The organism is Caldimonas thermodepolymerans, from assembly GCF_015476235.1.
GTDB lineage: Bacteria > Pseudomonadota > Gammaproteobacteria > Burkholderiales > Burkholderiaceae_C > Caldimonas > Caldimonas thermodepolymerans.
In genome coordinates this window covers 689,558-711,914 of record NZ_CP064338.1, presented here as the reverse complement: position 1 = coordinate 711,914, position 22,357 = coordinate 689,558, and the positions used below count along the sequence as shown (strand labels likewise).

The 22,357-nt window shown below is 70.5% G+C and carries 22 protein-coding genes and 1 riboswitch; of the genes, 13 read left to right on the top strand and 9 right to left on the bottom strand.

The window, feature by feature from the left end:
* Positions 1-21 precede the first annotated feature (21 nt).
* The gene (gene cyaY / locus IS481_RS03480) at positions 22-360 is read right to left on the bottom strand and encodes an iron donor protein CyaY (RefSeq protein ID WP_104357235.1); all 339 of its coding nucleotides are present in this window, start codon (positions 358-360) and stop codon (positions 22-24) included.
* On the opposite strand from cyaY, the gene lptM reads away from it, so the two are divergent.
* Entirely contained in the window at positions 266-565 is a 300-nt protein-coding gene (gene lptM, locus IS481_RS18570; RefSeq protein WP_419186849.1) for an LPS translocon maturation chaperone LptM, read from the top strand. The two genes, cyaY and lptM, sit on opposite strands and share 95 nt — an antisense overlap.
* Positions 562-1,830: a diaminopimelate decarboxylase gene (lysA, locus tag IS481_RS03470; protein WP_104357233.1), complete on the top strand. Its 1,269-nt coding sequence runs from the start codon at positions 562-564 to the stop codon at positions 1,828-1,830. Before lptM ends, lysA begins: the two co-directional genes overlap by 4 nt.
* A 4-nt stretch (positions 1,831-1,834) precedes the next feature.
* On the opposite strand, the gene IS481_RS03465 is transcribed toward lysA, so the two are convergent.
* The 6 genes from IS481_RS03465 to IS481_RS03440 all read right to left on the bottom strand — a co-directional run bounded on the left by IS481_RS03465 (position 1,835) and on the right by IS481_RS03440 (position 7,387).
* Positions 1,835-3,022, bottom strand: coding sequence for a class I SAM-dependent rRNA methyltransferase (locus IS481_RS03465; RefSeq protein WP_104357232.1), 1,188 nt, complete (start codon positions 3,020-3,022; stop codon positions 1,835-1,837).
* 21 nt (positions 3,023-3,043) lie between these two features.
* Positions 3,044-3,964 carry a tyrosine recombinase XerC gene (gene xerC, locus IS481_RS03460; protein ID WP_104357231.1) on the bottom strand — a complete coding sequence of 307 codons (921 nt, stop codon included), beginning with the start codon at positions 3,962-3,964 and terminating at the stop codon, positions 3,044-3,046.
* A gap of 8 nt (positions 3,965-3,972) precedes the next feature.
* Positions 3,973-4,650, bottom strand: coding sequence for a DUF484 family protein (locus IS481_RS03455; protein WP_104357230.1), 678 nt, complete (start codon positions 4,648-4,650; stop codon positions 3,973-3,975).
* Between the two features lie 99 nt (positions 4,651-4,749).
* Positions 4,750-5,601 carry a diaminopimelate epimerase gene (dapF, locus tag IS481_RS03450; RefSeq protein ID WP_104357229.1) on the bottom strand — a complete coding sequence of 284 codons (852 nt, stop codon included), beginning with the start codon at positions 5,599-5,601 and terminating at the stop codon, positions 4,750-4,752.
* A gap of 8 nt (positions 5,602-5,609) precedes the next feature.
* Complete coding sequence (locus tag IS481_RS03445; protein WP_104357228.1) at positions 5,610-6,503, bottom strand: LpxL/LpxP family acyltransferase; 894 nt, start codon at positions 6,501-6,503, stop codon at positions 5,610-5,612.
* Complete coding sequence (locus tag IS481_RS03440) at positions 6,503-7,387, bottom strand: lysophospholipid acyltransferase family protein (protein WP_104357227.1); 885 nt, start codon at positions 7,385-7,387, stop codon at positions 6,503-6,505. The genes IS481_RS03445 and IS481_RS03440 overlap by 1 nt, the downstream gene beginning before the upstream one ends.
* Before the next feature lie 181 nt (positions 7,388-7,568).
* On the opposite strand from IS481_RS03440, the gene metK reads away from it, so the two are divergent.
* A complete protein-coding gene (metK, locus tag IS481_RS03435) occupies positions 7,569-8,747 on the top strand; it encodes a methionine adenosyltransferase (protein ID WP_104357226.1) in 1,179 nt (392 codons plus the stop codon).
* Between the two features lie 375 nt (positions 8,748-9,122).
* Complete coding sequence (locus IS481_RS03430) at positions 9,123-10,373, top strand: HD-GYP domain-containing protein (RefSeq protein ID WP_104357225.1); 1,251 nt, start codon at positions 9,123-9,125, stop codon at positions 10,371-10,373.
* Positions 10,374-10,377: 4 nt separating this feature from the next.
* Here IS481_RS03430 and IS481_RS03425 read toward each other — a convergent pair whose 3' ends face one another.
* Both IS481_RS03425 and IS481_RS03420 read right to left on the bottom strand, forming a co-directional pair.
* On the bottom strand, positions 10,378-11,157 hold the full coding sequence (locus IS481_RS03425) for an HAD family hydrolase (RefSeq protein WP_104357224.1): 780 nt from the start codon (positions 11,155-11,157) through the stop codon (positions 10,378-10,380).
* A gap of 20 nt (positions 11,158-11,177) precedes the next feature.
* Positions 11,178-12,788: a peptide chain release factor 3 gene (locus IS481_RS03420; protein ID WP_104357223.1), complete on the bottom strand. Its 1,611-nt coding sequence runs from the start codon at positions 12,786-12,788 to the stop codon at positions 11,178-11,180.
* A gap of 319 nt (positions 12,789-13,107) precedes the next feature.
* Between IS481_RS03420 and IS481_RS03415 the strand changes: the two genes are divergently transcribed.
* From IS481_RS03415 to pyk, 9 genes are all read left to right on the top strand, one after another.
* Positions 13,108-14,085, top strand: coding sequence for a bile acid:sodium symporter family protein (locus IS481_RS03415; protein ID WP_104357222.1), 978 nt, complete (start codon positions 13,108-13,110; stop codon positions 14,083-14,085).
* 7 nt (positions 14,086-14,092) lie between these two features.
* Positions 14,093-14,162: riboswitch (S-adenosyl-L-homocysteine riboswitch) on the top strand.
* 64 nt (positions 14,163-14,226) lie between these two features.
* Complete coding sequence (gene ahcY / locus IS481_RS03410) at positions 14,227-15,663, top strand: adenosylhomocysteinase (protein ID WP_104357221.1); 1,437 nt, start codon at positions 14,227-14,229, stop codon at positions 15,661-15,663.
* 143 nt (positions 15,664-15,806) lie between these two features.
* Positions 15,807-16,571, top strand: coding sequence for a TlyA family RNA methyltransferase (locus IS481_RS03405; RefSeq protein ID WP_104357220.1), 765 nt, complete (start codon positions 15,807-15,809; stop codon positions 16,569-16,571).
* A gap of 7 nt (positions 16,572-16,578) precedes the next feature.
* A complete protein-coding gene (metF, locus tag IS481_RS03400; RefSeq protein WP_104357219.1) occupies positions 16,579-17,427 on the top strand; it encodes a methylenetetrahydrofolate reductase [NAD(P)H] in 849 nt (282 codons plus the stop codon).
* Positions 17,428-17,586: 159 nt separating this feature from the next.
* Positions 17,587-18,183, top strand: coding sequence for an OmpW/AlkL family protein (locus IS481_RS03395; protein WP_104357218.1), 597 nt, complete (start codon positions 17,587-17,589; stop codon positions 18,181-18,183).
* A 100-nt stretch (positions 18,184-18,283) separates the two neighbouring features.
* Complete coding sequence (locus IS481_RS03390; RefSeq protein ID WP_104357217.1) at positions 18,284-19,066, top strand: AzlC family ABC transporter permease; 783 nt, start codon at positions 18,284-18,286, stop codon at positions 19,064-19,066.
* Entirely contained in the window at positions 19,066-19,395 is a 330-nt protein-coding gene (locus IS481_RS03385) for an AzlD domain-containing protein (RefSeq protein WP_104357216.1), read from the top strand. The genes IS481_RS03390 and IS481_RS03385 overlap by 1 nt, the downstream gene beginning before the upstream one ends.
* Positions 19,396-19,494: 99 nt before the next feature.
* Positions 19,495-20,688: a phosphoglycerate kinase gene (locus IS481_RS03380; protein ID WP_104357215.1), complete on the top strand. Its 1,194-nt coding sequence runs from the start codon at positions 19,495-19,497 to the stop codon at positions 20,686-20,688.
* A gap of 231 nt (positions 20,689-20,919) precedes the next feature.
* The gene (gene pyk, locus IS481_RS03375; protein ID WP_104357214.1) at positions 20,920-22,353 is read left to right on the top strand and encodes a pyruvate kinase; all 1,434 of its coding nucleotides are present in this window, start codon (positions 20,920-20,922) and stop codon (positions 22,351-22,353) included.
* Positions 22,354-22,357: the final 4 nt, after the last annotated feature.

Genomic DNA, 22,357 nt, shown 5'->3' with positions numbered 1-22,357 from the left:
TGCCGGGCCTGCGCCGCGTGCTCAGGCCGCCGGTGCCGTGAAGCTCACCGGGCACCCGGCCTGTTCGCTGACGCACTCGGACAGCATCTCGAAGAAGTCGCGCCCGCTGCGGGTGTCCAGCCAGCGGCCCTCGACATACTTGTAGTGGTAGCCGCCACGGCGCGCGGCCAGCCAGATCTCGTGCAGCGGCGGCTGGGTGTTGATCACGATCTTGCTGCGGTTGGGCAGCGTCAGTTCGAGCAGGCCGCCGGTGCGGCTGGTGTCGATGTCCACCACGTCGCTCTGCAGCAGTTCGTCGACGCGCGCCTCGACGGCGGCCAGCACGGCATGCGCCCGGGCGTGGTATTCGCTGTCGCTCAACGGAGTGGGGGTCAGAGTCATCGTTGCCAGAACCTACAATCGTGAAATGTTTGCACGCGCATCGATTCTAGTCTTCGGTGCGGCCACCCTTCTGGCCGTGGGTGTGAGCGGCTGCGGGCAGAAGGGCCCGCTGTACCTGCCCGGGCCCGCCGCCACCGCCCCCGCCGGGGCGGCTTCCGCACCTGCTCCTGCTGCCTCCCGATGACCCTGCCCGGCTCCCCCTTCGTCGCGTACCGCGACGGCCAGCTGCACGTGGACGGCTGCGCGCTCGACGCGCTGGCCGACCAGTACGGCACCCCGCTCTACGTCTACTCGCAGGCCGCGATGCTGGCCGCGCTCGCGCCCTACGAGCGGGCGCTGGCCGGCCGCAAGCACCTGGTCTGCTACGCGATGAAGGCCAACTCCAGCCTGGCCGTGCTGCAGACCTTCGCGCGCGCGGGCTGCGGCTTCGACATCGTCTCGGCCGGCGAGCTGGAACGCGTGCTGGCCGCAGGCGGCCGTGCCGACCGGGTGGTGTTCTCGGGCGTGGGCAAGACCCGCGCCGAGATGCGCCGCGCGCTGGAAGCCGGCGTGCGCTGCTTCAACGTCGAAAGCGAGGCCGAACTGGAGGTGCTGTCGGAAGTCGCCGCCTCGCTGGGGCGCCGGGCGCCGGTGAGCCTGCGCGTCAACCCGGACGTCGACGCGAAGACCCATCCGTACATCTCCACCGGCCTGCGCGACAACAAGTTCGGCATCGCCCATGACCGCGCCGTCGCGGCCTACCGGCGCGCCGCGGCGCTGCCGGGGCTGCAGGTCACCGGCATCGACTGCCACATCGGCTCGCAGATCACCGAGGTCGCACCCTACCTCGACGCGCTGGACCGCGTGCTGGACCTGGTCGAGGCGGTGGAGGCCGCGGGCATCCCGATCCACCACGTCGACCTCGGCGGAGGCCTGGGCATCACCTACACCGACGAGACCCCGCCGGCGGCCGACGAGCTGATCGCGCGCCTGCTCGAGCGCATCGACGCGCGCGGGCACGGGCATCGCGAGCTGCTGTTCGAGCCGGGCCGCTCGCTGGTCGGCAATGCCGGCGTGCTGGTCACCGAGGTGCTCTACCTCAAGCCCGGCGAGGAGAAGAACTTCTGCATCGTCGATGCGGCGATGAACGACCTGATGCGCCCGGCGATGTACGAGGCCTGGATGGCCACTGCCGCCTGCCGCCTGCGCGACGAGCCGCCGCAGCGCTACGACGTGGTCGGCCCGGTGTGCGAATCGGGCGACTGGCTGGCGCGCGACCGCCTGCTGGCGGTGCGCCAGGGCGACCGGATCGCGGTGCTGTCGGCCGGCGCCTACGGCATGAGCATGGCGAGCAACTACAACACGCGCGGCCGCGCGGCCGAGGTGATGGTGATCGACGGCCAGGCGCACCTCATCCGCGAGCGCGAGACGCCGCAAGAGCTGTTCCGCGGGGAGCGGCTCCTGGGCTGAACGCTCAGCCGGCGCGCTTGAGCACCACCAGCCCCTTGAGGTATTCGCCCTCGGGGAAGGTGATGGTCATCGGATGGTCGGGTGCGGCGCCCAGCCGCGCCTGGATGAAGCCGTCCACCCCCGCGTCCAGCCCGGCGCCGGCCACGATCTTGTGGAACAGCTCGGCGCCGATGCCGCCCGAGCACGAGAAAGTGAACAGCAGGCCACCCGGCTCGAGCAGCTTGAACGCGAGCCGGTTGATGTCCTTGTAGGCGCGCGCGGCGCGCTCGGCGTGCGAGGCGGTGGGCGCGAACTTGGGCGGATCGAGCACGATGGCGTCGAAGCGGCGACCTTCCTTCAGGTAGCGGCGCAGCGTGTCGTTGACGTCGGCGTCCAGCGCCTCGTGGCGGCCGGCGTCGAAGCCGTTGAGCGCGACGTGCGCGCTCGCGCGCGCCAGCGCGGGTGCCGACGAGTCGACGCTGACCACCTGCTCGGCGCCGCCGGCCAGCGCGGCGATGCTGAAGCCGCCGGTGTAGCAGTAGCAGTTGAGCACGCGCCGGCAGCCGAAGTGGCGCACGGTGTCGGCGAACAGCTTGCGGTTGTCGCGCTGGTCCAGGTAGAAGCCGGTCTTGTGGCCTTCGGCCACGTCCAGCGTCAGCTGCCACTCGTGCTCGCGGATGGTGAGCTCGGTCGCGCCGCTGCCGCGCAGCCAGCCGGTCGCCGCAGGCAGGCCTTCGAGCGTGCGTACGCCCGAGTCGGAACGTTCGTACAGGCGCTGCAGCCCGGTGGCCTGCAGCAGCAGGTCGGCGATGGTCTGCTTCCAGCGCTCGGTGCCGGCCGACAGGAACTGCGCGCTCAGCGTGTCGCCGTAGCGGTCGACGATCAGGCCCGGCAGCCCGTCGGCCTCGCCGTGGATCAGGCGCACCGCGTCGCTGGCGATCGGCAGGCGCCGGCGCACCGCGACGGCCTGCTCGATGCGGCGCGCGAAGAAGGCCTCGTCGATGCGCTCGGCCTCGTCGAAGCTCCAAGCACGCACCCGGATCATGGAGGTCGGGCTGTAGGCAGCCCAGGCGAGGAAGCGCCCGTCGTGGGCCTGCACGCGCACGGTCTCGCCGGCGTCGGCCTTGCCGCGGGCGATGCTGCCCTGGAACACCCAGGGGTGGCGGCGCAGCAGCGAGCGCTCCTTGCCTTCGCGCAGTGTGATGACTTTCATGACGGAAACGGAAACGGGGATTCAGGTGTTGCGCTTGGTCGCGCGGGGGTGGGCGGCATCGTAGACCTTGGCCAGGTGCTGGAAATCCAGCCGCGTGTAGACCTGGGTGGTCGAGATGCTGGCATGGCCGAGCAGGTCCTGCACCGCGCGCAGGTCGCCGCTGGACTGCAGCAGGTGCGAGGCAAACGAATGCCGCAGCATGTGCGGATGCACGTGGGTCGGCACGCCGGCCGCGAGCGCACGCGCCTTCAGGCGCTGGCGGACCTGCTGCGGCGTCAGGCGCGTGCCACGCGCACCGAGGAACAGCGGCGCGGGATCGTCCTTCACGAGCCGCGGGCGCACCGCGAGCCATTGCCGCAGGGCTTCGGCGGCGGCCCGGCCGACCGGCACCGCACGGCGCTTGCTGCCCTTGCCGAGCACCTGCGCCTCGGCCGCGTCGAGGTCGATCCAGCCGCGTGCCGTCGCGCTCGCCGCGACGTCCAGCCCGACCAGCTCGCTGATGCGCAGCCCGCAGCCGTACAGCAGCTCGACGATGCAGCGGTCGCGCGCCTCGAGCACCGGGTCGGTGTCGTCGCACTGCAGGTCGGCCAGCTGCATCGACTGCTCGACCGACAGCGCCTTGGGCAGGGGCCGGGGCGCCTTGGGCGCGCGCACGCCCTCGACCGGGTTGAGCTTGACCTGCCCCTGCCGGCCCAGCCAGCGGTAGAAGCCCCGCCAGGCGCTCAGGATGCGTGCCAGCGTGCGCCCGGTGCGGCCCTGCGCGTGCAGCGTGGCCGACCAGCGGCGCACGTGATGCACCTGCACCGCCTCCAGCGCGACGCCGCCGTCGGCCGCCAGGGCCTGCAGCAGGCGCAGGTCGTGGGCATAGGTCTCGAGCGTCAGCGCCGCCATGCGCCGCTCGACGCGCAGGTGCTCCAGGTAGCGCTCGACCGGCGCGTCCATGCGCAGGCTCAGGCGGCCGGCACCAGCCGCGCCAGCCCGGCGCTGGCGAGCTCGCCGACACGCACCAGCAGGTCGGTGCCCATGTCGGCGGTGTAGCGGGTCGGGTCGGGCGAGCCCAGCACCAGCAGCCCGAAGGCCGGGGCGGACTCGGCATGGCGCAGCGGGATCAGCGCCAGCGACATCACCGTGCCCGGGTCCTGCAGCCAGCCCACCGGCTCGAAGCCGGAATTGACGCCGCAGTAGGGCATGGTCAGGCTGGTCGCGAAGGACTTGGTGTCCTCCTTGACGCCCTGCGCGAACGGGCGGTCGGCGTACTCGGGCTTGACGCCCCAGACGCGCACTGCGGCCTGCGGGATCAGGAACTGGTTCTTCAGTTCCTCGGCCATCACCGACGGCACGTCGGCCGGGTCGGCGGTCAGCATGATCGCGCGCGTCCAGCGGTGCAGCTTGTCGACGATGGCCATGTTCTCCTGGCCGTGCCGGATCATCTCGACGATCTTCAGCTCCAGGCCCTTGATCTTCTCGCGCAGCATTTCCATCTGCCGCTCCTGCAGCGAAACGGCGCGGTTGCCGTGCGGGCTGGTCAGCCGGATGGTGGCCAGCAGCTCGGCATGCCGCTCGAAGAACCCGGGCGTCTGCACGAGGTAGTTGGCGATGTCGTCTTCGGTGATGCCCTGGATGCTCATGGTGTGAGGTGCCTGTTGGTGTCGCTGCCCGGCCGGGTCGCGGCCGTGTCCATGGTCCGCGCCTTCAGCGCGCGGCCCCTCCGAGGTGCGCGCGGCGGCTCATAGCTCGATCTCGCCTTCGAAGACCGTGACGGCCGGGCCGGTCATGCGCACCGTGTGGCCCGGGCCGGCCCATTCGATGGTCAGCCGCCCGCCACGGGTGTCGACGTCCACGCGCGCATCCAGCCAGCCCAGGCGGATGCCGCAGGCCACCGCCGCGCAGGCGCCCGTGCCGCACGCCAGCGTCTCGCCGGCACCGCGCTCGTGGACGCGCAGGCGGATGTGGCCGCGCGCGACCACCTGCATGAAGCCGGCGTTGACGCGGCGCGGGAAGCGCGGGTGCGACTCGATCATCGGCCCCTGCTGCGCGACCGGCGCGGTGTCCACGTCGTCGACACGCTGCACCGCATGCGGGTTGCCCATCGACGCCACCGCCACGTAGACCGTGGTGCCGTCCAGCTCGAGCGGCCACTGCACATGGTCGCCGACCGGCCGGGGCACCAGCCCCTGCGCGTCGAACGGCACCCGCCCGGGCTCGAACACAGGCTCGCCCATGTCCACCGTGACGCGGCCGTCATCCTGCAGACTCGGCTCGATCACGCCGGACAACGTCTGCACGCGGATCGCCCGCTTGTCGGTCAGGCCGCGCTCGTGGACGAACTTCGCGAAGCAGCGCGCGCCGTTGCCGCACTGCTCGACCTCGCCGCCGTCGGCATTGACGATGCGGTAGCTGAAGTCCACGCCGGGCGCAGGCGACGGGCCGACGATCAGGATCTGGTCGGCCCCGATGCCGAAGCGTCGGTCGGCCAGGTGCCGGTACTGCCCGGGGGACAGGTCCAGGGGTGCGCGCGTGGCGTCGAGCACGACGAAATCGTTGCCCGCGCCCTGCATCTTGGTAAAGCGCAGCTTCATGGGCGGGATTATCGCGCCGCGCGCTTGCGGTACAGCGACGGCTCGCCCTTCGGGCGCGTCTTGAAGCGGCGATGCACCCACAGGTACTGCGCCGGGTTGCGCCGGATCTCGGACTCGATCCAGCGGTTCATCGCGAGCGCATCGGCCTGCGGGTCGTCGGTCGGGAAATGCTCCCAGGGCTCGAGGAAGCGCACCCGGTAGCCCCGCCCGCCCGGCAGGATCTCGCCGACCACCGGCTGCACCACCATGCCCAGCGCACGCGCCATGCGCGACGGCGCCAGCAGCGTCGAGGCCGGCACGCCGAAGAACGGGATGAAGGCCGAGTCCTGGCGGCCGAAGTCCATGTCCGGCAGGTTGAAGAAGGCATGGCCCTGGCGGATGCAGCGCATCAGCGGCCGCGCCGATTCCTGGCGCGAGAACAGCGTCGCGCGGCCGAAGCGCAGCCGCCCGCGCCGCACCGCGGCGTCGAACACCTTGTCGCTCTGGGTCTGGTAGATCGATGCGGCCGGCCGCTGCACGTACAGCTGCTCGGCGACCCCTGCCACGTCCAGCGCCAGGAAGTGCGGCACCAGGAACATCACCGGCTTGTCGCTGCGGTCGGCAAAGCCCACGTCGCCTTCGACGTGGATCAGGCGCCGCAGCCGCGCCTCGCTCGCGTACCACAGCATCGGCCGCTCGAGCAGGCTGCGCGTCAGCCACTGGAAATGCTCGCGCGCCAGCGCCTCGCGCTCGGCGGGCGACTTCTCGGGGAAGCACAGCTCGAGGTTGCGCAGCGCGATTTGCCGGCGCGACTTCGCCAGCGGGTACAGCACACGGCCCAGGCCGCGGCCGAGCGCGGCCAGCACCGGCAGCGGCAGCCAGTGCAGCAGCCACAACAGGGCGAGCAGCAGCCGCGAGCCCATCAGGACGACTCCGCCGCGCCGGCGGGCGCAGCCTCGCGACGCGGTTGCTTGTAGCGGTGATAGCCCCACAGGTACTGCCCGGGGCATCGCAGGATCAATCGTTCCATGGCGCGGTTGATGGCGGTGGCGGCCGATTGTCCTTGATCGGCGGCCAGGTCCGGCAAGGGTTCGTCAAATGGCTCCAGGTGGATCACGTAGCCCGCGCCGCGGCGCAGCCGCTCGCCCCAGGCCAGCACGATGCTCGCGCCGGTCTGCTGCGCCAGCCGCGCGGCGAGCGTCATGGTGTAGGCCGGCCGGCCGAAGAACGGCGCCCACACGCCCATGCCCTCGGGCGGCACCTGGTCGGGCAGCAGGCCGACCGCCTGCCCCTGGCGCAGCGCGCGGATCATCTGCCGCACCCCGGCCAGCGTGGCCGGCGCGGTCGCGAGCCCCGGGCGGCGCCGCGCCGCCTCCACCAGCGGCCGGATCGCGGCCTTGCGTGGCGGCCGGTACAGCACCGTGATCGGACCGTGCGTCGCGCCGTAGCGCTCGGCATAGCCCTGCGCGGTCACCTCGAAGCAGCCCAGGTGCGGGGTCAGGAACACGATGCCCTTGCCGCGCCGATGGGCTTCCTCGATGCAGGCCTCGCCCTGCCAGCGCAGCTTGTCCCCCAGCGGCCGGTCCGCCGGGCGCATCCACAGCCAGGGCAGTTCCATCACCATGCGTCCGGCCTCGGCCACCGCCGCGCGCGCCTGCGCCGGCGCCACGCCCGCCTGCGCCGCGTTGCGGTGCAGCCGTCGGCGGTAGGTGGGCGACAGCAGCCAGGTCAGCCAGCCCAGTCCTGCACCAAGGACGTGCAATAGCCCCAAGGGCCAACGTGACAGCAGACGGAACAGCGTGAGCATCTTTTCTATAATCGCGCGGTCGCCGGTTTAAGGAACAACTTGCGGGGCGACGCAGGAGCGAAGCATAGCGAGCTCCTGCTGGACCACCGGGTCCGACAAATGCCGCTAAAGCGTTCGCCGCACCTCCTCAAGACCCGGGCCGGCAACGCAGGCCAGGGTCTTTTTGTTTGGAGTCAACGAAGTGGCGAACGAATTCCTCTTCACATCCGAGTCCGTCTCCGAAGGCCACCCGGACAAGGTGGCCGACCAGATCTCCGACGCGATCCTGGATGCCATCTTCGAGCAGGACCCCCGGTCGCGCGTGGCCGCCGAGACGCTGTGCAACACGGGTCTCGTGGTGCTGGCCGGTGAAATCACCACCAACGCGCATGTCGACTACATCCAGGTCGCGCGCGACACGATCAAGCGCATCGGCTACGACAACACCGAGTACGGCATCGACTACAAGGGCTGCGCGGTGCTCGTGGCCTACGACAAGCAGAGCAACGACATCGCGCAGGGCGTGGACCACGCCAGCGACGACTACCTGAACACCGGCGCCGGCGACCAGGGCCTGATGTTCGGCTACGCCTGCGACGAGACGCCCGAGCTGATGCCCGCGCCGATCTACTACGCGCACCGCATCGTCGAGCGCCAGGCCCAGCTGCGCAAGGACGGGCGCCTGCCCTTCCTGCGCCCGGACGCCAAGAGCCAGATCACGATGCGCTACGTGGACGGCCGCCCGCACAGCATCGACACCGTGGTGCTGTCCAGCCAGCACAGCCCCGAGATGAGCGACGGCTCCAAGATGAAGCCCGAGTTCATCGAGGCCTGCATCGAGGAGATCATCAAGCCGGTGCTGCCCAAGGAGTGGCTGAAGGACACCAAGTACCTGATCAACCCGACCGGCCGCTTCGTGATCGGCGGCCCGCAGGGCGACTGCGGCCTGACCGGGCGCAAGATCATCGTCGACACCTATGGCGGTGCCTGCCCGCACGGCGGCGGCGCCTTCTCGGGCAAGGACCCGACCAAGGTCGACCGCTCGGCCGCCTACGCCGCGCGCTACGTCGCGAAGAACATCGTCGCCGCAGGCCTGGCGCGCCAGTGCCAGATCCAGGTCAGCTACGCGATCGGCGTGGCGCGCCCGATCAACATCACGGTCTACACCGAAGGCACGGGCGTGATCCCCGACGAGCAGATCGCCGCGCTGGTGCAGGAGCACTTCGACCTGCGCCCGAAGGGCATCATCCAGATGCTGGACCTGCTGCGCCCGATCTACTCCAAGACCGCCGCCTACGGCCACTTCGGCCGCGAGGAACCCGAATTCTCGTGGGAGCGCACCGACAAGGCCGCTGCACTGCGCGCAGCGGCCGGGCTGTAAGCCCCGGCGTGCGGAACGCCCGGCATCGGTGCGCGGGCGACGCTCACGTTGCGCCAGCAAGGTGAGCGCAGACCAAAGAACGGACAAGGCGGCGGCACTGCGCCCGCAGGGGGCCGTTCCCGGGTGACGCTCGCATTGCGCCGGCAATGCGAGTCGAGACCACACGCCGCTGCGGGCGACGCCCACATCGCGCCAGCGAGGTGCGCACGCCCCCCCACCGTACGCCGCAGCCGGGCCGTCGCGCCCGGCAGGCCGCCGCCCCGCCCCTGATCACCCCTACTGGGCGCGCACAAGCGTGCTTTTTTCATCACCACCCGCCCCCGACCTTCCCTAGGATCACCGGGGTCCCGTGTCCCCCTGCTTCAACCACCCCCGATGTCGTTGTCGGCTCCCTCGCCCACCCGCAAGAAGGTCCGCGTCGAACAGCTGCGGCCGGGCATGTTCGTGCTCGAGCTGTGCGGCGCCTGGCTGGACCACCCGTTCTGGCGGACCTCCTTCCTGCTCAAGGACCAGGCCGACCTGGAGCGGCTGCGCCAGAGTCCCGTCCGCGAGGTGTGGATCGACATCGCGCGCGGCCTGGACGTGGCCCCGGAAGCACCGGCCCCGGCGCGCGGCGACGCGGCTCCTCCGCCGCCGGTCAAGCCGGTGCGCACCGTGCCGGAGAAGGTCCCCCTGGAAGAGGAGATCGGCCGCGCCCGGAAGATCTGCATGCGCGCCTGCCGGGAGGTCGGCGGGCTGTTCCAGCAGGCCCGCATGGGGCAGGCCCTGCGCACCGCCCCGGTCGTCGAGCTGGTGGAGGACATCACCGCCTCGGTGCTGCGCAGTCCCAGCGCCCTGGTGAGCCTGGCGCGCCTGAAGACCAAGGACGACTACACCTACCTGCATTCGGTGTCCGTGTGTGCCCTGATGGTGTCGCTCGGCCGGCAGCTCGGGCTGCCCGAACCGGAACTGCGCGAAGTGGGCCTGGCCGGGCTGCTGCACGACCTGGGCAAGGCGGCCATCCCGCTGGAAATACTCAACAAGCCCGGCCGGCTGACCGACGAGGAGTTCGCCCTCGTCAAGGAACACCCGCGCGCCGGCCATGCCATGCTGAGCGACGCCGGCGTGACCTCCGACAGCGCGCTGGACGTCTGCCTGCACCACCATGAGCGCATCGACGGCCGCGGCTACCCGGACGGGCTGGCGGGCGAGGCCATCAGCCTGCACGCCCGCATGGGGGCGGTCTGCGACGTCTACGACGCCATCACCTCCGACCGCCCCTACAAGGCCGGCTGGCACCCGGCCGAGGCCATCCGGCGCATGGCGCAGTGGACGAAGGAAGGCCACTTCGACGAACGCGTGTTCCAGGCCTTCGTGAAGTGCATCGGCATCTACCCGACCGGCTCGCTGGTGAAGCTGCAGTCAGGCCGCCTGGCGGTGGTGCTGGAGCAGCGCGAATCCTCGCTGCTCACGCCGCGGGTGAAGGTCTTCTTCTCGACCCGCTCGAACCTCCACATCCCGCCGGAAGAAATCGACCTGGCGTCGTCGCTGGTGCGCGACCGCATCGTGAGTCAGGAGAACCCGGAAGACTGGGGCTTCCGCCACCTGGACGAACTGTGGGCGGGGCCACCGGCCCGCCCGGCCTGAGGCCTCAGCCCCGCGCTGCCAGCAGGGCACGCGCCACTTCGGCAAAACCTGCCCCCCGCTCGCCCTGGGTGACGTAGGCAGGCCGGTGCTGCAGCTGCGGCAGGAAGCGCGTGATGTTCGCCACCCCGACGCTGTGCGGGAAGTGCTCGAACATGCGCTGGTCGTTGGTGGAATCGCCGACGTAGACCCACTGGTCGATCTCGGCGTCCAGGTCGCGGCCGTAGAGCTCGCGCACGATCCAGCGCGCGCCGCTGAGCTTGTCGTGCGAGCCGAACCAGCCGTTGATGTGGATCGAGCTGACCGTGGCGACCATGCCTTCGGCGCGCATCAGCGCGACCACCTGCTCGATGCGCTCGGGCGGCAGGTGGGCGAACTCGCCGTGGTCGATCGCGATGTCGGTGACGCGCCCGGCGCTGTCGCGCGCCAGCGTCGCGCCGGGCACCTCGCGCAGCACGCGCTGCGCGACCTGGCGCAGCCGCTCGGCATTGCGCGCACGCGTAGCCTCGTCCTGCACGTAGAGCGTGCGCCCGTCGGGCAGCAGCGCCATCGCGCCATTCTCCGGCACGATGGCCGCGACCGGCCAGCTGCGCGCGAACGGCTCGGACCAGCCCATCGGCCGGCCGGTGATCGGGATCACGACCAAGCCGGCGGCCTGCAGGTCGGCCAGCGCCTGCAGCGCGTCGGCGGTGATCGCGCCGTTGGTCGTCAGCGTGTCGTCGATGTCGGTGAAGACGCCCCGGATGCGCCGGCGCGCGTCCACGGGCCACGCTTGCAGCGGCTGCATCGGGCCGGTCCTCCGTGTCCTCACGCGGCCTTTTCCAGCACCAGCCCGGCGTGCTCGCGCAGCGGGTGGAAGCGGACCCTGGGGAAGCGCTCCTGCGTCAGCCGCAGGTCGTACGGCGAGGTCATCAGGTAGGCCAGCGTGTCGGCCGCGTCGAGCGCGAGCTTGCTGGCGTTGGCGTCGGTGAACTTCTTCAGTTCCTCGGGCGTGTCGGCCGTGATCCAGCGCGCGCCGACGAAGCGCGATGGCATCAGTCGCACCTCGACGCCGTATTCGGTCTTCAGGCGGTGCTGGACGACCTCGAACTGCAGCTGGCCGACCGCACCCAGCAGCATCGGCCCGCCTTCGTGCGGGCGGAACACCTGGATCGCCCCTTCCTCGCCCAGCTGCAGCAACCCGGCCTGCAGCTGCTTGCTCTTCATCGGGTTGGCCAGCTCCACGGCCTGGAACAGCTCGGGCGCGAAGAAGGGCAGCCCGGTGTACTGCAGCGCCTCGCCTTCGGTGATGGTGTCGCCCAGCTGCACGCCGCCGTGGGTCGTGAAGCCGATGATGTCGCCGGCGTAGGCCTCGTCGACCGCCTCGCGGCGCTGCGACAGGAAGGTCACCACGCTGGTGGGCCGCAGCTCCTTGCCGGTGCGCTGCACCTTGAGCTTCATGCCCTGCGTGTAGCGCCCGGAGTAGACGCGCACGAAGGCGATGCGGTCGCGGTGCGACGGGTCCATGTTGGCCTGCACCTTGAACACCACGCCGGAGAACTGCTCCTCGTCCGGTGCGACCACGCGCGTGGTGGAGGCGCGCGGCCCCGGCGCGGGCGCCAGGTCCACCAGCGCGTCCAGTACCTCCTGCACGCCGAAGTTGTTGACCGCCGAGCCGAAGAACACCGGCGTCTGCTTCGCGGCGAGGAAGGCCTCGCGGTCGAAGGCCGGCGCCGCCTCGGTCAGCAGCTCGATGTTCTGCTCGGCCAGCTCGTAGTCGTGGCCGAAGCGCTCGCGCAGCGCGGCGGCCTCGGTCAGCGGCACGATCTGCTGGTCGGTGACGCGGTCCTCGCCGGCACGGAACAGCCGCATGTGGCGCGCGCGCAGGTCCACGATGCCGCCGAAGGCCTTGCCCTGGCCGACCGGCCAGGTCATCGGCACGCAGGGCATGCCGAGTTCCGCCTCGATCTCGTCGAGCAGCGCGATCGGGTCGCGGCCCTCGCGGTCCATCTTGTTGATGAAGGTGATGATGGGCGTGTCGCGCTGGCGGCACACCTCGATCAGGCGGCGGGTCTGCGCTTCCACGCCGTTGGCCGCGTCGATCACCATCAGCGCCGAGTCCACCGCGGTCAGCACGCGGTAGGTGTCCTCGGAGAAGTCGCGGTGGCCCGGGGTGTCGAGCAGGTTGATGACGTGGTCGCGGTACAGCATCTGCATCACCGAGCTCGCCACCGAGATGCCGCGCTGCTTCTCGATTTCCATCCAGTCCGAGGTGGCATGGCGGCTGGCCTTGCGGGCCTTGACCGAGCCGGCGATGTGGATCGCGCCGGAGAACAGCAGCAGCTTTTCCGTCAGCGTGGTCTTGCCCGCGTCGGGGTGCGAGATGATGGCAAAGGTGCGGCGGCGCCGGACTTCGGCGGCATGAGGTGAGGCAGACAAGGGACGGGCTCCGGTACAAGTAGCTGCGGCCGTGTCGTCGCACGGCCGCCGGCAGGCCCGCATTTTCCCACGCCCCTGCCCGGGCGGTGCCGGGCGCGCACCCGCCCCGGCCGCGCCGAAGGGGTTTGTACGAAGGGAAAACTGCACATCTTCAGTATCCCCGCCGCGGCCCGGGGCATGTCCCCCTGCCTAGAATCAGGGTTAACCCCAGGTCCTGCGCCCACCAGGCGCGGCACCGCCCGACGTCCGCCCGTGACCGCACCCGGCCCCCGCGAGGCGCCGGCTTCACCGCCGTTTCGCCACTCGCAAGGAATCCGCCATGCAGGCCCTCGTCCGCCTGAGCCAGTTCGTCGGCAAGACCTTTGCCGCCTGGGTGCTGCTGTTCGCCGTGCTCGCCTATTTCGCCCCCGCCCAGTTCCGCTGGATCGCGCCGTGGATCACGGTGCTGCTGGGCATCGTCATGTTCGGCATGGGCCTGACCCTGTCGAAGGACGACTTCCGTGAAGTGTTCCGCCGGCCCGTCGACGTGCTGATCGGCGTGCTGGGCCAGTTCCTCATCATGCCGGGCCTGGCCTGGGCCCTGTGCCAGCTGCTGGGGCTGCCGCCCGAGATCGCCGTGGGCGTGATCCTGGTCGGCTGCTGCCCGGGCGGCACCGCCTCCAACGTGATGACCTACCTGGGCCGCGGCGACGTGGCGCTGTCGGTGGCGATCACCTCGGTGACCACGCTGCTCGCGCCGCTCGTCACCCCCGCGCTGATCTGGCTGCTGGCCAGCGCCTGGCTGGACGTCAACGCCGGCGCGATGTTCTGGTCCATCGTGCAGGTGGTGGTGCTGCCGATCGCGCTGGGCGTGGTCGCGCAGTCGCTGCTGCGCGAGAAGGTCAAGCTCGCGGTGGACGTGCTGCCGCTGGTGTCGGTGGCGGCGATCGTCGCCATCGTCGGCGCGGTGGTCGCGGCCAACCAGGCCCGCATCGCCGAAAGCGGCGCGCTGATCTTCGCGGTGGTCGTGCTGCACAACGGCCTGGGCCTGCTGCTGGGCTACCTGCTCGGCAAGCTGACCGGCCGCAGCATCGCCCGGCGCAAGACGCTCGCGATCGAGGTCGGCATGCAGAACTCGGGCCTGGGCGCGGCGCTCGCGGCGGCGCACTTCTCGCCGCTGGCGGCCGTGCCCAGCGCGATCTTCAGCGTCTGGCACAACATCTCGGGCGGGCTGGTGGCCACCTGGTTCCAGCGCATCGCCAACAGCCCCGAGGACACTGCGGCCGACCGGCCCTCCGGGGAAACGGCGGCCGTATAATCCGCCCCCAACCGAGGAGCGTTGCAGCGTCCGCCACGGACGCCAGGCTCGGCATCAAGCAACGACGCTCACCCACGCTTCCGTGCGGTGAGTGCCCTCCGGAAGCGTGGGCGGATCCACCCTCACGTTCCCGGAGTCACCATGAACGCTGTCCTCAAACCCTCCGCGCCGGCCGAAAGCGCCATCGCCGACATCTCCCTCGCCGACTGGGGCCGCAAGGAAATCCGCATTGCCGAAACGGAAATGCCGGGCCTGATGGCCATCCGCGAGGAATACGCCGCCAGCCAGCCGCTCAAGGGCGCGCGCATCGCCGGCTCGCTGCACATGACCATCCAGACCGCGGTGCTGATCGAGACGCTGCAGGCGCTGGGCGCCCAGGTGCGCTGGGCCTCGTGCAACATCTTCTCGACCCAGGACCACGCCGCCGCGGCGATCGCCGCCACCGGCACGCCGGTGTTCGCGAAGAAGGGCGAGACGCTGGAGGAATACTGGGACTACACCCACCGCATCTTCGACTTCGGCGCGCAGGGCAGCGAGGCCGAAGGCCCGAACATGATCCTGGACGACGGCGGCGACGCGACGCTGCTGATGCACCTGGGCAAGCGTGCCGAGTCCGACCCCTCGGTGCTGGCCAGCCCGGGCAGCGAGGAAGAGCGCATCCTGTTCGCCGCGATCAAGGCCAAGCTCGCGCAGGACCCGACCTGGTACTCGCGCAAGAGCGCGAAGATCATCGGCGTCACCGAGGAGACCACCACCGGCGTGAACCGCCTGAAGCAGATGTCCGCGCGCGGCGAGCTGATGTTCCGCGCGATCAACGTCAACGACAGCGTCACCAAGAGCAAGTTCGACAACCTCTACGGCTGCCGCGAGTCGCTGGTCGACGGCATCAAGCGCGCCACCGACGTGATGGTGGCCGGCAAGATCGCCGTGGTGTGCGGCTACGGCGACGTGGGCAAGGGCTCGGCGCAGGCGCTGCGCGCGCTGTCGGCGCAGGTGTGGGTCACCGAGATCGACCCGATCTGCGCGCTGCAGGCCGCGATGGAAGGCTACCGCGTCGTGACGATGGACTACGCCTGCGACAAGGCCGACATCTTCGTCACCGCCACCGGCAACAAGCACGTCATCACCTTCGAGCACATGGCGAAGATGAAGGACCAGGCCATCGTGTGCAACATCGGCCACTTCGACAACGAGATCGACGTCGCCGCGCTGGAAGCCAAGTGCCAGTGGGAGGAGATCAAGCCGCAGGTCGACCACGTGATCTTCCCGGACGGCAAGCGGATCATCCTGCTGGCCAAGGGGCGCCTGGTGAACCTGGGCTGTGCCACCGGCCACCCGAGCTACGTGATGAGCTCGTCGTTCGCCAACCAGACCATCGCGCAGATCGAGCTGTTCACGCACCCTGACGGCTACGACGTCGGCAAGGTCTACACCCTGCCCAAGCACCTGGACGAGAAGGTGGCCCGCCTGCAGCTGAAGAAGCTGGGCGCGATGCTGACCGAGCTGACCGACGAGCAGGCCCGCTACATCGGCGTGCCCAAGGAAGGGCCGTACAAGCCCGATACGTACCGGTACTGAACCCCCTACGGCCTGGCGGCCGCCCCTTGGAAAAGGGGGCGACACGCGTGGGCCGGCCACGCCGGATCCACGGCGCCCGCCCGGCCGAGCATGCCCTGCGGCCCGGCAGGGACGCCGGGCGGCCCGTTGCACTGCGGTTCGAGATGACGCGAGCGGATCAGTTGTTGGTACAGCGCGGACTGGCCCCGAGCCGGTCGGCCGCGCAGCGGCTGATCGAGCGCGGCGCGGCGCAGTGGAAGGGACCGCGCGGCTGGACGGTGCTGCGCAAGGCCGGCGAGGAACTGCCCGAGGGCGTGCCGCTGCGCGTGACCGACGACGCCGAGCTGCGCTACGTCTCGCGCGGCGGGCTGAAGCTGGAAGGCGCGCTCGCCGCCACGGGGCTGGACGTGCGGGGCTGGACCTGCCTGGACGTCGGGCAGAGCACCGGCGGCTTCACCGACGTGCTGCTGCAGTGCGGCGCCGCGCGCGTGGTCGGTGTGGACGTCGGGCACGGGCAGCTGCACGGGAAGCTGCGCGGCGATGCGCGCGTGACGGCGTACGAGGGCGTCAACGCGCGGGCGCTGGAGGACTCGGCGTTCGGGCGCGAGACCGCGAGGCACAGCTTCGACCTCGTCGTCGGCGACCTGTCCTTCATCTCGCTGGAACGCGTGCTGCCGGCGCTGGCGCCGTGGCTGCGGCCTGGCGGGCAGGCGCTGCTGCTGGTCAAGCCGCAGTTCGAGGTCGGGCCGCAGCATGTCGGCAAGGGCGGGCTGGTGCGCGACGCGTCGCAGTACGCGCGCGTCGAGCAGCGCCTGCGCGAGGCCTGCGCCGCGCTCGGCTGGCGCGTGCGCGGCTGGTTCGACAGCCCCATCGCCGGCGGGGACGGCAACCGGGAATTCTTCATCTGGGCGCAAGCGCCCGATGCGTGAGGACGCAATGACGACGACACCCACCACCAGGCTGCCGGTCAGCCTGGAGTTCTTTCCGCCCAAGACGCCCGAAGGCGTCGACAAGCTGGCCGCGGTGCGCCAGCAGCTGTACGCGCTGGCGCCCCAGTACTGCTCGGTGACCTACGGCGCCGGCGGCTCGACCCAGGACGGCACGCTGCAGACCGTGCAGGCCATCCTCGCCGAAGGCGTCGATGCCGCGCCGCACTTCTCGTGCATCGGCGCGGACCAGGCCAGCATCCGCGAGAAGCTGCAGCAGTTCAAGACCGCCGGCGTGCGGCGCATCGTCGCGCTGCGCGGCGACCTGCCCTCGGGCTACGGCGGCTTCGGCGAGTTCCGCTACGCCAGCGACCTGGTGGCCTTCATCCGCGCCGAGACCGGCGACCACTTCCACATCGAGGTCGCCGCCTACCCCGAGATGCACCCCCAGGCCCGCTCGCCCGAAGCCGACCTGCAGGCCTTCGCGACCAAGGTCCGCGCCGGCGCCGACGCGGCCATCACGCAGTACTTCTTCAACGGCGACGCCTACTTCCGCTTCGTCGACGACGTGCGCCGGCTGGGCGTGGAGATCCCGGTGATCCCCGGCATCATGCCGATCACCAACTCGTCGCAGCTGATGCGCTTCTCCGACGCCTGCGGCGCCGAGATCCCGCGCTGGATCCGCAACCGGCTGCAAAGCTTCGGCGACGACAAGGCCTCGATCCAGGCCTTCGGGCTGGACGTGGTCACGGCGCTGTGCGAGCGGCTGCGCGCCGGTGGCGCGCCGGGCTTCCACTTCTACACGATGAACCAGGCCGGCGCGACGCTGGAGATCTGCCGGCGCCTGCAGTTGCTCTGAGCGCACGGTCGCGCCGTTTCCCTGACGCGGCGCAAAGACCGTGTGCGCCGGGCGGCGCGGCGCCGCGGAGCTTGCGATGCGACAAACCGGCCGCGCGAGGCGGGGTGTCGAATGGACGCAGGGAATGTTCCCGTGCTCCCTGGACACCGAAGAACCATCATGAAGCAGAAGTACCTCCTCGCCTCGCTGCTCGGCCTGGCCGCCCTTGCCCCCGTCGCCGCCCAGGCGGACGACACGACGCCGTGGATGGTGCGCGTGCGCGCCGTCAACATCGACAGCGTCAACAAGGACAGCACCGGCCTGGACCTCAGCGTCAACGACAAGGTCATCCCCGAAGTCGACATCTCGTACTTCTTCACGCCCAACATCGCCGCCGAGCTGATCCTGACCTACCCGCAGAAGCACGACGTGCGCTCGGCCGGCGCGAAGATCGGCTCGCTCAAGCACCTGCCGCCGACGCTGACGCTGCAGTACCACTTCACCGACCTGGGCGCGTTCAAGCCCTACGTCGGCGCGGGCGTCAACTACACGCGCTTCTCCAGCGTCGACCTGCCCGCGGGCGTGAGCATCGACAAGGACAGCTACGGCCTGGCGCTGCAGGCCGGCGTCGACTACGAGCTGACCAAGAACGTCTACCTCAACTTCGACGTCAAGAAGGTGCAGATCCGCACCGACGTGAAGGCCGGCGGCACCAAGCTCGGCACGCTCAAGGTCGACCCGCTGCTGGTCGGCGTGGGCGTCGGCATGCGCTTCTGAGTGCCGCGCCGCCACACCCTCCAAACTGAATCCTGGCTGAACGAGGCCAGGTCCTGCGCGGGGCAGGCAAGTTGACGACAATGTCGGCTTGGCCTGCCCCATGTCGTCCGTCACCACCCCCGCCCGCTTCGCCCTCGGCCCGGCCCTGCGCCGCACGCTGCGCCACCCGGAGTTCCGGCGTGGCGCGCTGGACATCGGCCACGTGGCGCTGGGCATTTCCGCCTGGGGCCTGGTCACGGGCGTGGCGATGGTCAAGAGCGGGCTGTCGGTGCCGATGGCCCTGTTCATGTCGCTGCTGGTGTTCGCCGGCAGCGCGCAACTGACCGCCCTGCCGCTGATCGCCTCCGGCGCGCCGATCTGGGTGGTGTGGGTCGCCGCCACCTGCGTGAACCTGCGCTTCGTGATCTTCAGCGCGATGTGGCGGCCCTACTTCGCCCCGTACCCGCGCTGGCAGCGTGCGGTGATCGGCTACTTCACCGGGGACGTGAACTACGTGCTGTTCATGAAGCGCTTCCCCGATCCCGGCCCGCACCCGGACGCCCTGCCGTACTTCTGGGGCGGCGTGGCGATCAACTGGTTCGGCTGGCAGGCCTCGTCCATCCTGGGCATCGTGCTGGCCAACGTGATCCCGCTGGAATGGGGGCTGGGCTTTGCCGGCGTGCTGGCGCTGCTGGGCATCACCTGCTCGCTGCTGCAGGACAAGGTCACCTGGCTGGCCGGCGGCACCGCCGCAGCTGCGGCGATCGCGGCCTACGCGCTGCCGCTGCGCATGAACATCCTGCTGGCCGTGGCCGCCGCGGTGGCCGTGGGCCTGGGCATCGAGGCGGTCGAGCGCGCCCGGCGCCAGGCCCGGCGCGACGCGCAGGACCGGGAGCGCGCCTGATGGCCACCTGGGAGATCATCGTCACGATCCTCGGCCTGGCCGTGATCACCGTGGTCACACGCGGCTTCTTCATGCTGCCCGACCGCGAGCTGCCGATGCCCGACTGGGTCAAGCGCGGGCTGCGCTACGCCCCGCTGGCGGCGCTGATCGCGGTCATCGCGCCCGAGGTGCTGATGACCCAGGGCGACTTCATCGCCACCTGGCAGGACGCGCGCCTGCCCGCTGTGGTGGCGGCCAGCGCCTACTACTTCTGGCGCCGCGGCATCCTCGGCACCATCGTGACCGGCATGGCGGTCTACCTGCCGCTGCACATCGGCCTCGGCTGGTGACGCATCGCCCGCCGTTGCCGCCCGACACGGGGCGGCAGCGCCGCAGGGGGCACAATCCGGGGTTTCGAGATCCCAACTCCGAGCACAAGCAAGACCACCATGAACGTACTGCGCTTTTCCGATCTGATCGCCCAAGGCAAGGTCCAGGGGCGTCGGGTGTTCATCCGCGCCGACCTGAACGTCCCGCAGGACGACAGCGGCCGCATCACCGAAGACACCCGCATCCGCGCATCGATTCCCTGCATCCGGATGGCGCTGGACGCGGGGGCCGCGGTGATGGTCACCTCGCACCTGGGCCGCCCCACCGAAGGCGAGTTCAAGCCGGAAGACTCGCTGGCCCCGGTCGCCGCGCGCCTGGGCGAGCTGCTCGGCCGCGAGGTGCCGCTGGTGTCCGACTGGGTCGACGGCGTGGACGTGCAGCCCGGCCAGGTCGTGCTGCTGGAGAACTGCCGCCTGAACAAGGGCGAGAAGAAGAACAACGAGGAGCTGGCGAAGAAGATGGCCGCGCTGTGCGACATCTTCGTGCACGATGCGTTCGGCACGGCGCACCGCGCCGAGGCCTCGACCTACGGCATCGCGCAGTTCGCGCCCGTCGCCTGCGCCGGCCCGCTGCTGGCCGCCGAGATCGACGCGATCACCAAGGCGCTGGACAACCCGAAGCGCCCGCTGGTGGCCATCGTCGCCGGCTCCAAGGTCTCGACCAAGCTGACCATCCTGCAGTCGCTGGCGAAGAACGTGGACCAGCTGGTGGTCGGCGGCGGCATCGCCAACACCTTCATGCTGGCCGCCGGGCTGAAGATCGGCAAGTCGCTGGCCGAGCCCGACCTGGTGGGCGAGGCCAAGGCCGTGATCGAGGCGATGAAGGCGCGCGGCGCCGAGGTGCCGATCCCGGCCGACGTGGTGGTGGCCAAGGAATTCAAGGCCGACGCGCCGGCCACCGTGAAGGCCGCCACCGACGTGGCCGACGACGAGATGATCCTCGACATCGGCCCGCAGACCGCGCAGGCCCTGGCCGACAAGCTCAAGGCCGCCGGCACCATCGTCTGGAACGGCCCGGTGGGCGTGTTCGAGTTCGACGCCTTCGCCCAGGGCACCGAGACCATCGCCCGCGCGATCGCCGCGTCGAGCGCCTTCAGCATCGCCGGCGGTGGCGACACCCTGGCGGCGATCGCCAAGTACGGCATCGAGAAGGACGTCGGCTACATCTCCACCGGCGGCGGTGCCTTCCTGGAGGTGCTGGAAGGCAAGACCCTGCCCGCTTTCGAGATCCTCAGCAAGCGCGCCGCGGGCTGACGGCCCGGCGCCCCGTCCCCGCCCCGGCGGCCGCCAGGCCCCCGGGGCTTTTTCGTGGCCGGGAAACCGCAGCTGCAGCCGCGCCTGCGCCCCCGGCCCGGGCACGGGCAGGCGGCTTGGCTATGCTCGGGGACGAAGACGCCGCACGGGCGGCACGCAGGATGTAACTCTGAAACGCATTCTGGCCGACAATACGGAACAAAGTTACAAACCCACCGGAGACTCCCGCACATGTCGCGCGCCACCAAGATCGTCGCCACGCTGGGCCCCGCCTCCTCGTCGCCGGAGGTGCTGGAACGCATGATCCTCGCCGGGGTCGACGTCGTCCGGCTGAACTTCTCCCACGGCACGGCGCAGGACCACATCGACCGCGCCCGCCTGGTGCGCGAGGCCTCCGAGCGCGCGGGCAGGCAGGTGGCCATCATGGCCGACCTGCAGGGCCCCAAGATCCGGGTCGGCCGCTTCGAAGGAGGCAAGACCCAGCTGGAGCCCGGCCAGCGCTTCATCCTCGACGCCGCCTGGACCGACCTGGGCAACAACGAGCGCGTCGGGCTGGACTACAAGGAGCTGCCGCGCGACGTGAAGCCGGGCGACACGCTGCTGCTCAACGACGGGCTGATCGTGCTGACCGTCGAGCGCGTGGTCGGCGACGAGGTGCACACCGTCGTCCGGCTGGGTGGAGAGCTGTCCAACAACAAGGGCATCAACAAGCAGGGCGGCGGCCTGACCGCCCCGGCCCTGACGGCCAAGGACATGGAAGACATCAGGACCGCGATGAGCTTCCAGTGCGAGTACCTGGCCGTCTCGTTCCCGAAGAACGCCACCGACATGGAGATGGCACGCCAGCTCGCCAACGTGGCCGGCGAGCCGTGGCGCCACAAGCCGGGGCTGATCGCGAAGATCGAGCGAAGCGAGGCCATCCCGCAGCTGGAGGCCATCCTCAAGGCCAGCGACGGCATCATGGTCGCGCGCGGCGACCTGGCGGTGGAGGTCGGCAACGCCGCGGTGCCGGCGCTGCAAAAGCGCATGATCCGCATGGCGCGCGAGATGGACAAGGTGGTCATCACCGCGACGCAGATGATGGAGTCGATGATCGTCAACCCGGTGCCCACCCGCGCCGAGGTGAGCGACGTCGCCAACGCGGTGCTGGACGGCACCGACGCGGTGATGCTCAGCGCCGAGACCGCCACCGGCAAGTACCCGGTCGAGACCGTCGAGCACATGGCGCTGATCGCGCTGGAAGCCGAGCGCGCCGAGGACATCTCGCTGGACGCGGACTTCACCAACAAGCGCTTCGGCCGCATCGACCAGTCGATCGCGATGGGCGCGCTGTTCACCGCCCACCACCTGGGCTGCAAGGCCATCGTCGCGCTGACCGAATCGGGCTCGACCGCGCTGTGGATGAGCCGCCACAAGATCCACGTGCCGATCTACGCGCTGACCTCGCAGCCGCTGTCGCAGCGCAAGATGGCGCTGTACCGCAACGTGCACCCGATGCTGATGCCCAGCTGCACCGACCGCGACACCGCGCTGGCCAAGGCCGAGGCGCTGCTGGTCGAGCAGGGGCTGCTGCGCCCGGGCGATACCTACGCGATCACCTGCGGCGAGCCGATGGGCTACCCGGGCGGCACCAACATGCTCAAGGTCTGCCGCGTCGGCGGCTGAACGC

Coding starts and splice junctions, on each gene's coding strand:
- IS481_RS03395 (WP_104357218.1), top strand. CDS start 17,587: ATGAAGCAGAAGTACCTCCTCGCCTCGCTGCTCGGCCTGGCCGCCCTT.
- IS481_RS03390 (WP_104357217.1), top strand. CDS start 18,284: ATGTCGTCCGTCACCACCCCCGCCCGCTTCGCCCTCGGCCCGGCCCTG.
- lysA (WP_104357233.1), top strand. CDS start 562: ATGACCCTGCCCGGCTCCCCCTTCGTCGCGTACCGCGACGGCCAGCTG.
- IS481_RS03415 (WP_104357222.1), top strand. CDS start 13,108: ATGCAGGCCCTCGTCCGCCTGAGCCAGTTCGTCGGCAAGACCTTTGCC.
- dapF (WP_104357229.1), bottom strand. CDS start 5,601: ATGAAGCTGCGCTTTACCAAGATGCAGGGCGCGGGCAACGATTTCGTC.
- IS481_RS03425 (WP_104357224.1), bottom strand. CDS start 11,157: ATGCAGCCGCTGCAAGCGTGGCCCGTGGACGCGCGCCGGCGCATCCGG.
- lptM (WP_419186849.1), top strand. CDS start 266: ATGTCCACCACGTCGCTCTGCAGCAGTTCGTCGACGCGCGCCTCGACG.
- metF (WP_104357219.1), top strand. CDS start 16,579: ATGACGACGACACCCACCACCAGGCTGCCGGTCAGCCTGGAGTTCTTT.
- IS481_RS03465 (WP_104357232.1), bottom strand. CDS start 3,022: ATGAAAGTCATCACACTGCGCGAAGGCAAGGAGCGCTCGCTGCTGCGC.
- IS481_RS03385 (WP_104357216.1), top strand. CDS start 19,066: ATGGCCACCTGGGAGATCATCGTCACGATCCTCGGCCTGGCCGTGATC.
- pyk (WP_104357214.1), top strand. CDS start 20,920: ATGTCGCGCGCCACCAAGATCGTCGCCACGCTGGGCCCCGCCTCCTCG.
- ahcY (WP_104357221.1), top strand. CDS start 14,227: ATGAACGCTGTCCTCAAACCCTCCGCGCCGGCCGAAAGCGCCATCGCC.
- IS481_RS03455 (WP_104357230.1), bottom strand. CDS start 4,650: ATGAGCATCCAGGGCATCACCGAAGACGACATCGCCAACTACCTCGTG.
- IS481_RS03430 (WP_104357225.1), top strand. CDS start 9,123: ATGTCGTTGTCGGCTCCCTCGCCCACCCGCAAGAAGGTCCGCGTCGAA.
- IS481_RS03440 (WP_104357227.1), bottom strand. CDS start 7,387: ATGCTCACGCTGTTCCGTCTGCTGTCACGTTGGCCCTTGGGGCTATTG.
- IS481_RS03445 (WP_104357228.1), bottom strand. CDS start 6,503: ATGGGCTCGCGGCTGCTGCTCGCCCTGTTGTGGCTGCTGCACTGGCTG.
- IS481_RS03380 (WP_104357215.1), top strand. CDS start 19,495: ATGAACGTACTGCGCTTTTCCGATCTGATCGCCCAAGGCAAGGTCCAG.
- IS481_RS03405 (WP_104357220.1), top strand. CDS start 15,807: ATGACGCGAGCGGATCAGTTGTTGGTACAGCGCGGACTGGCCCCGAGC.
- xerC (WP_104357231.1), bottom strand. CDS start 3,964: ATGGACGCGCCGGTCGAGCGCTACCTGGAGCACCTGCGCGTCGAGCGG.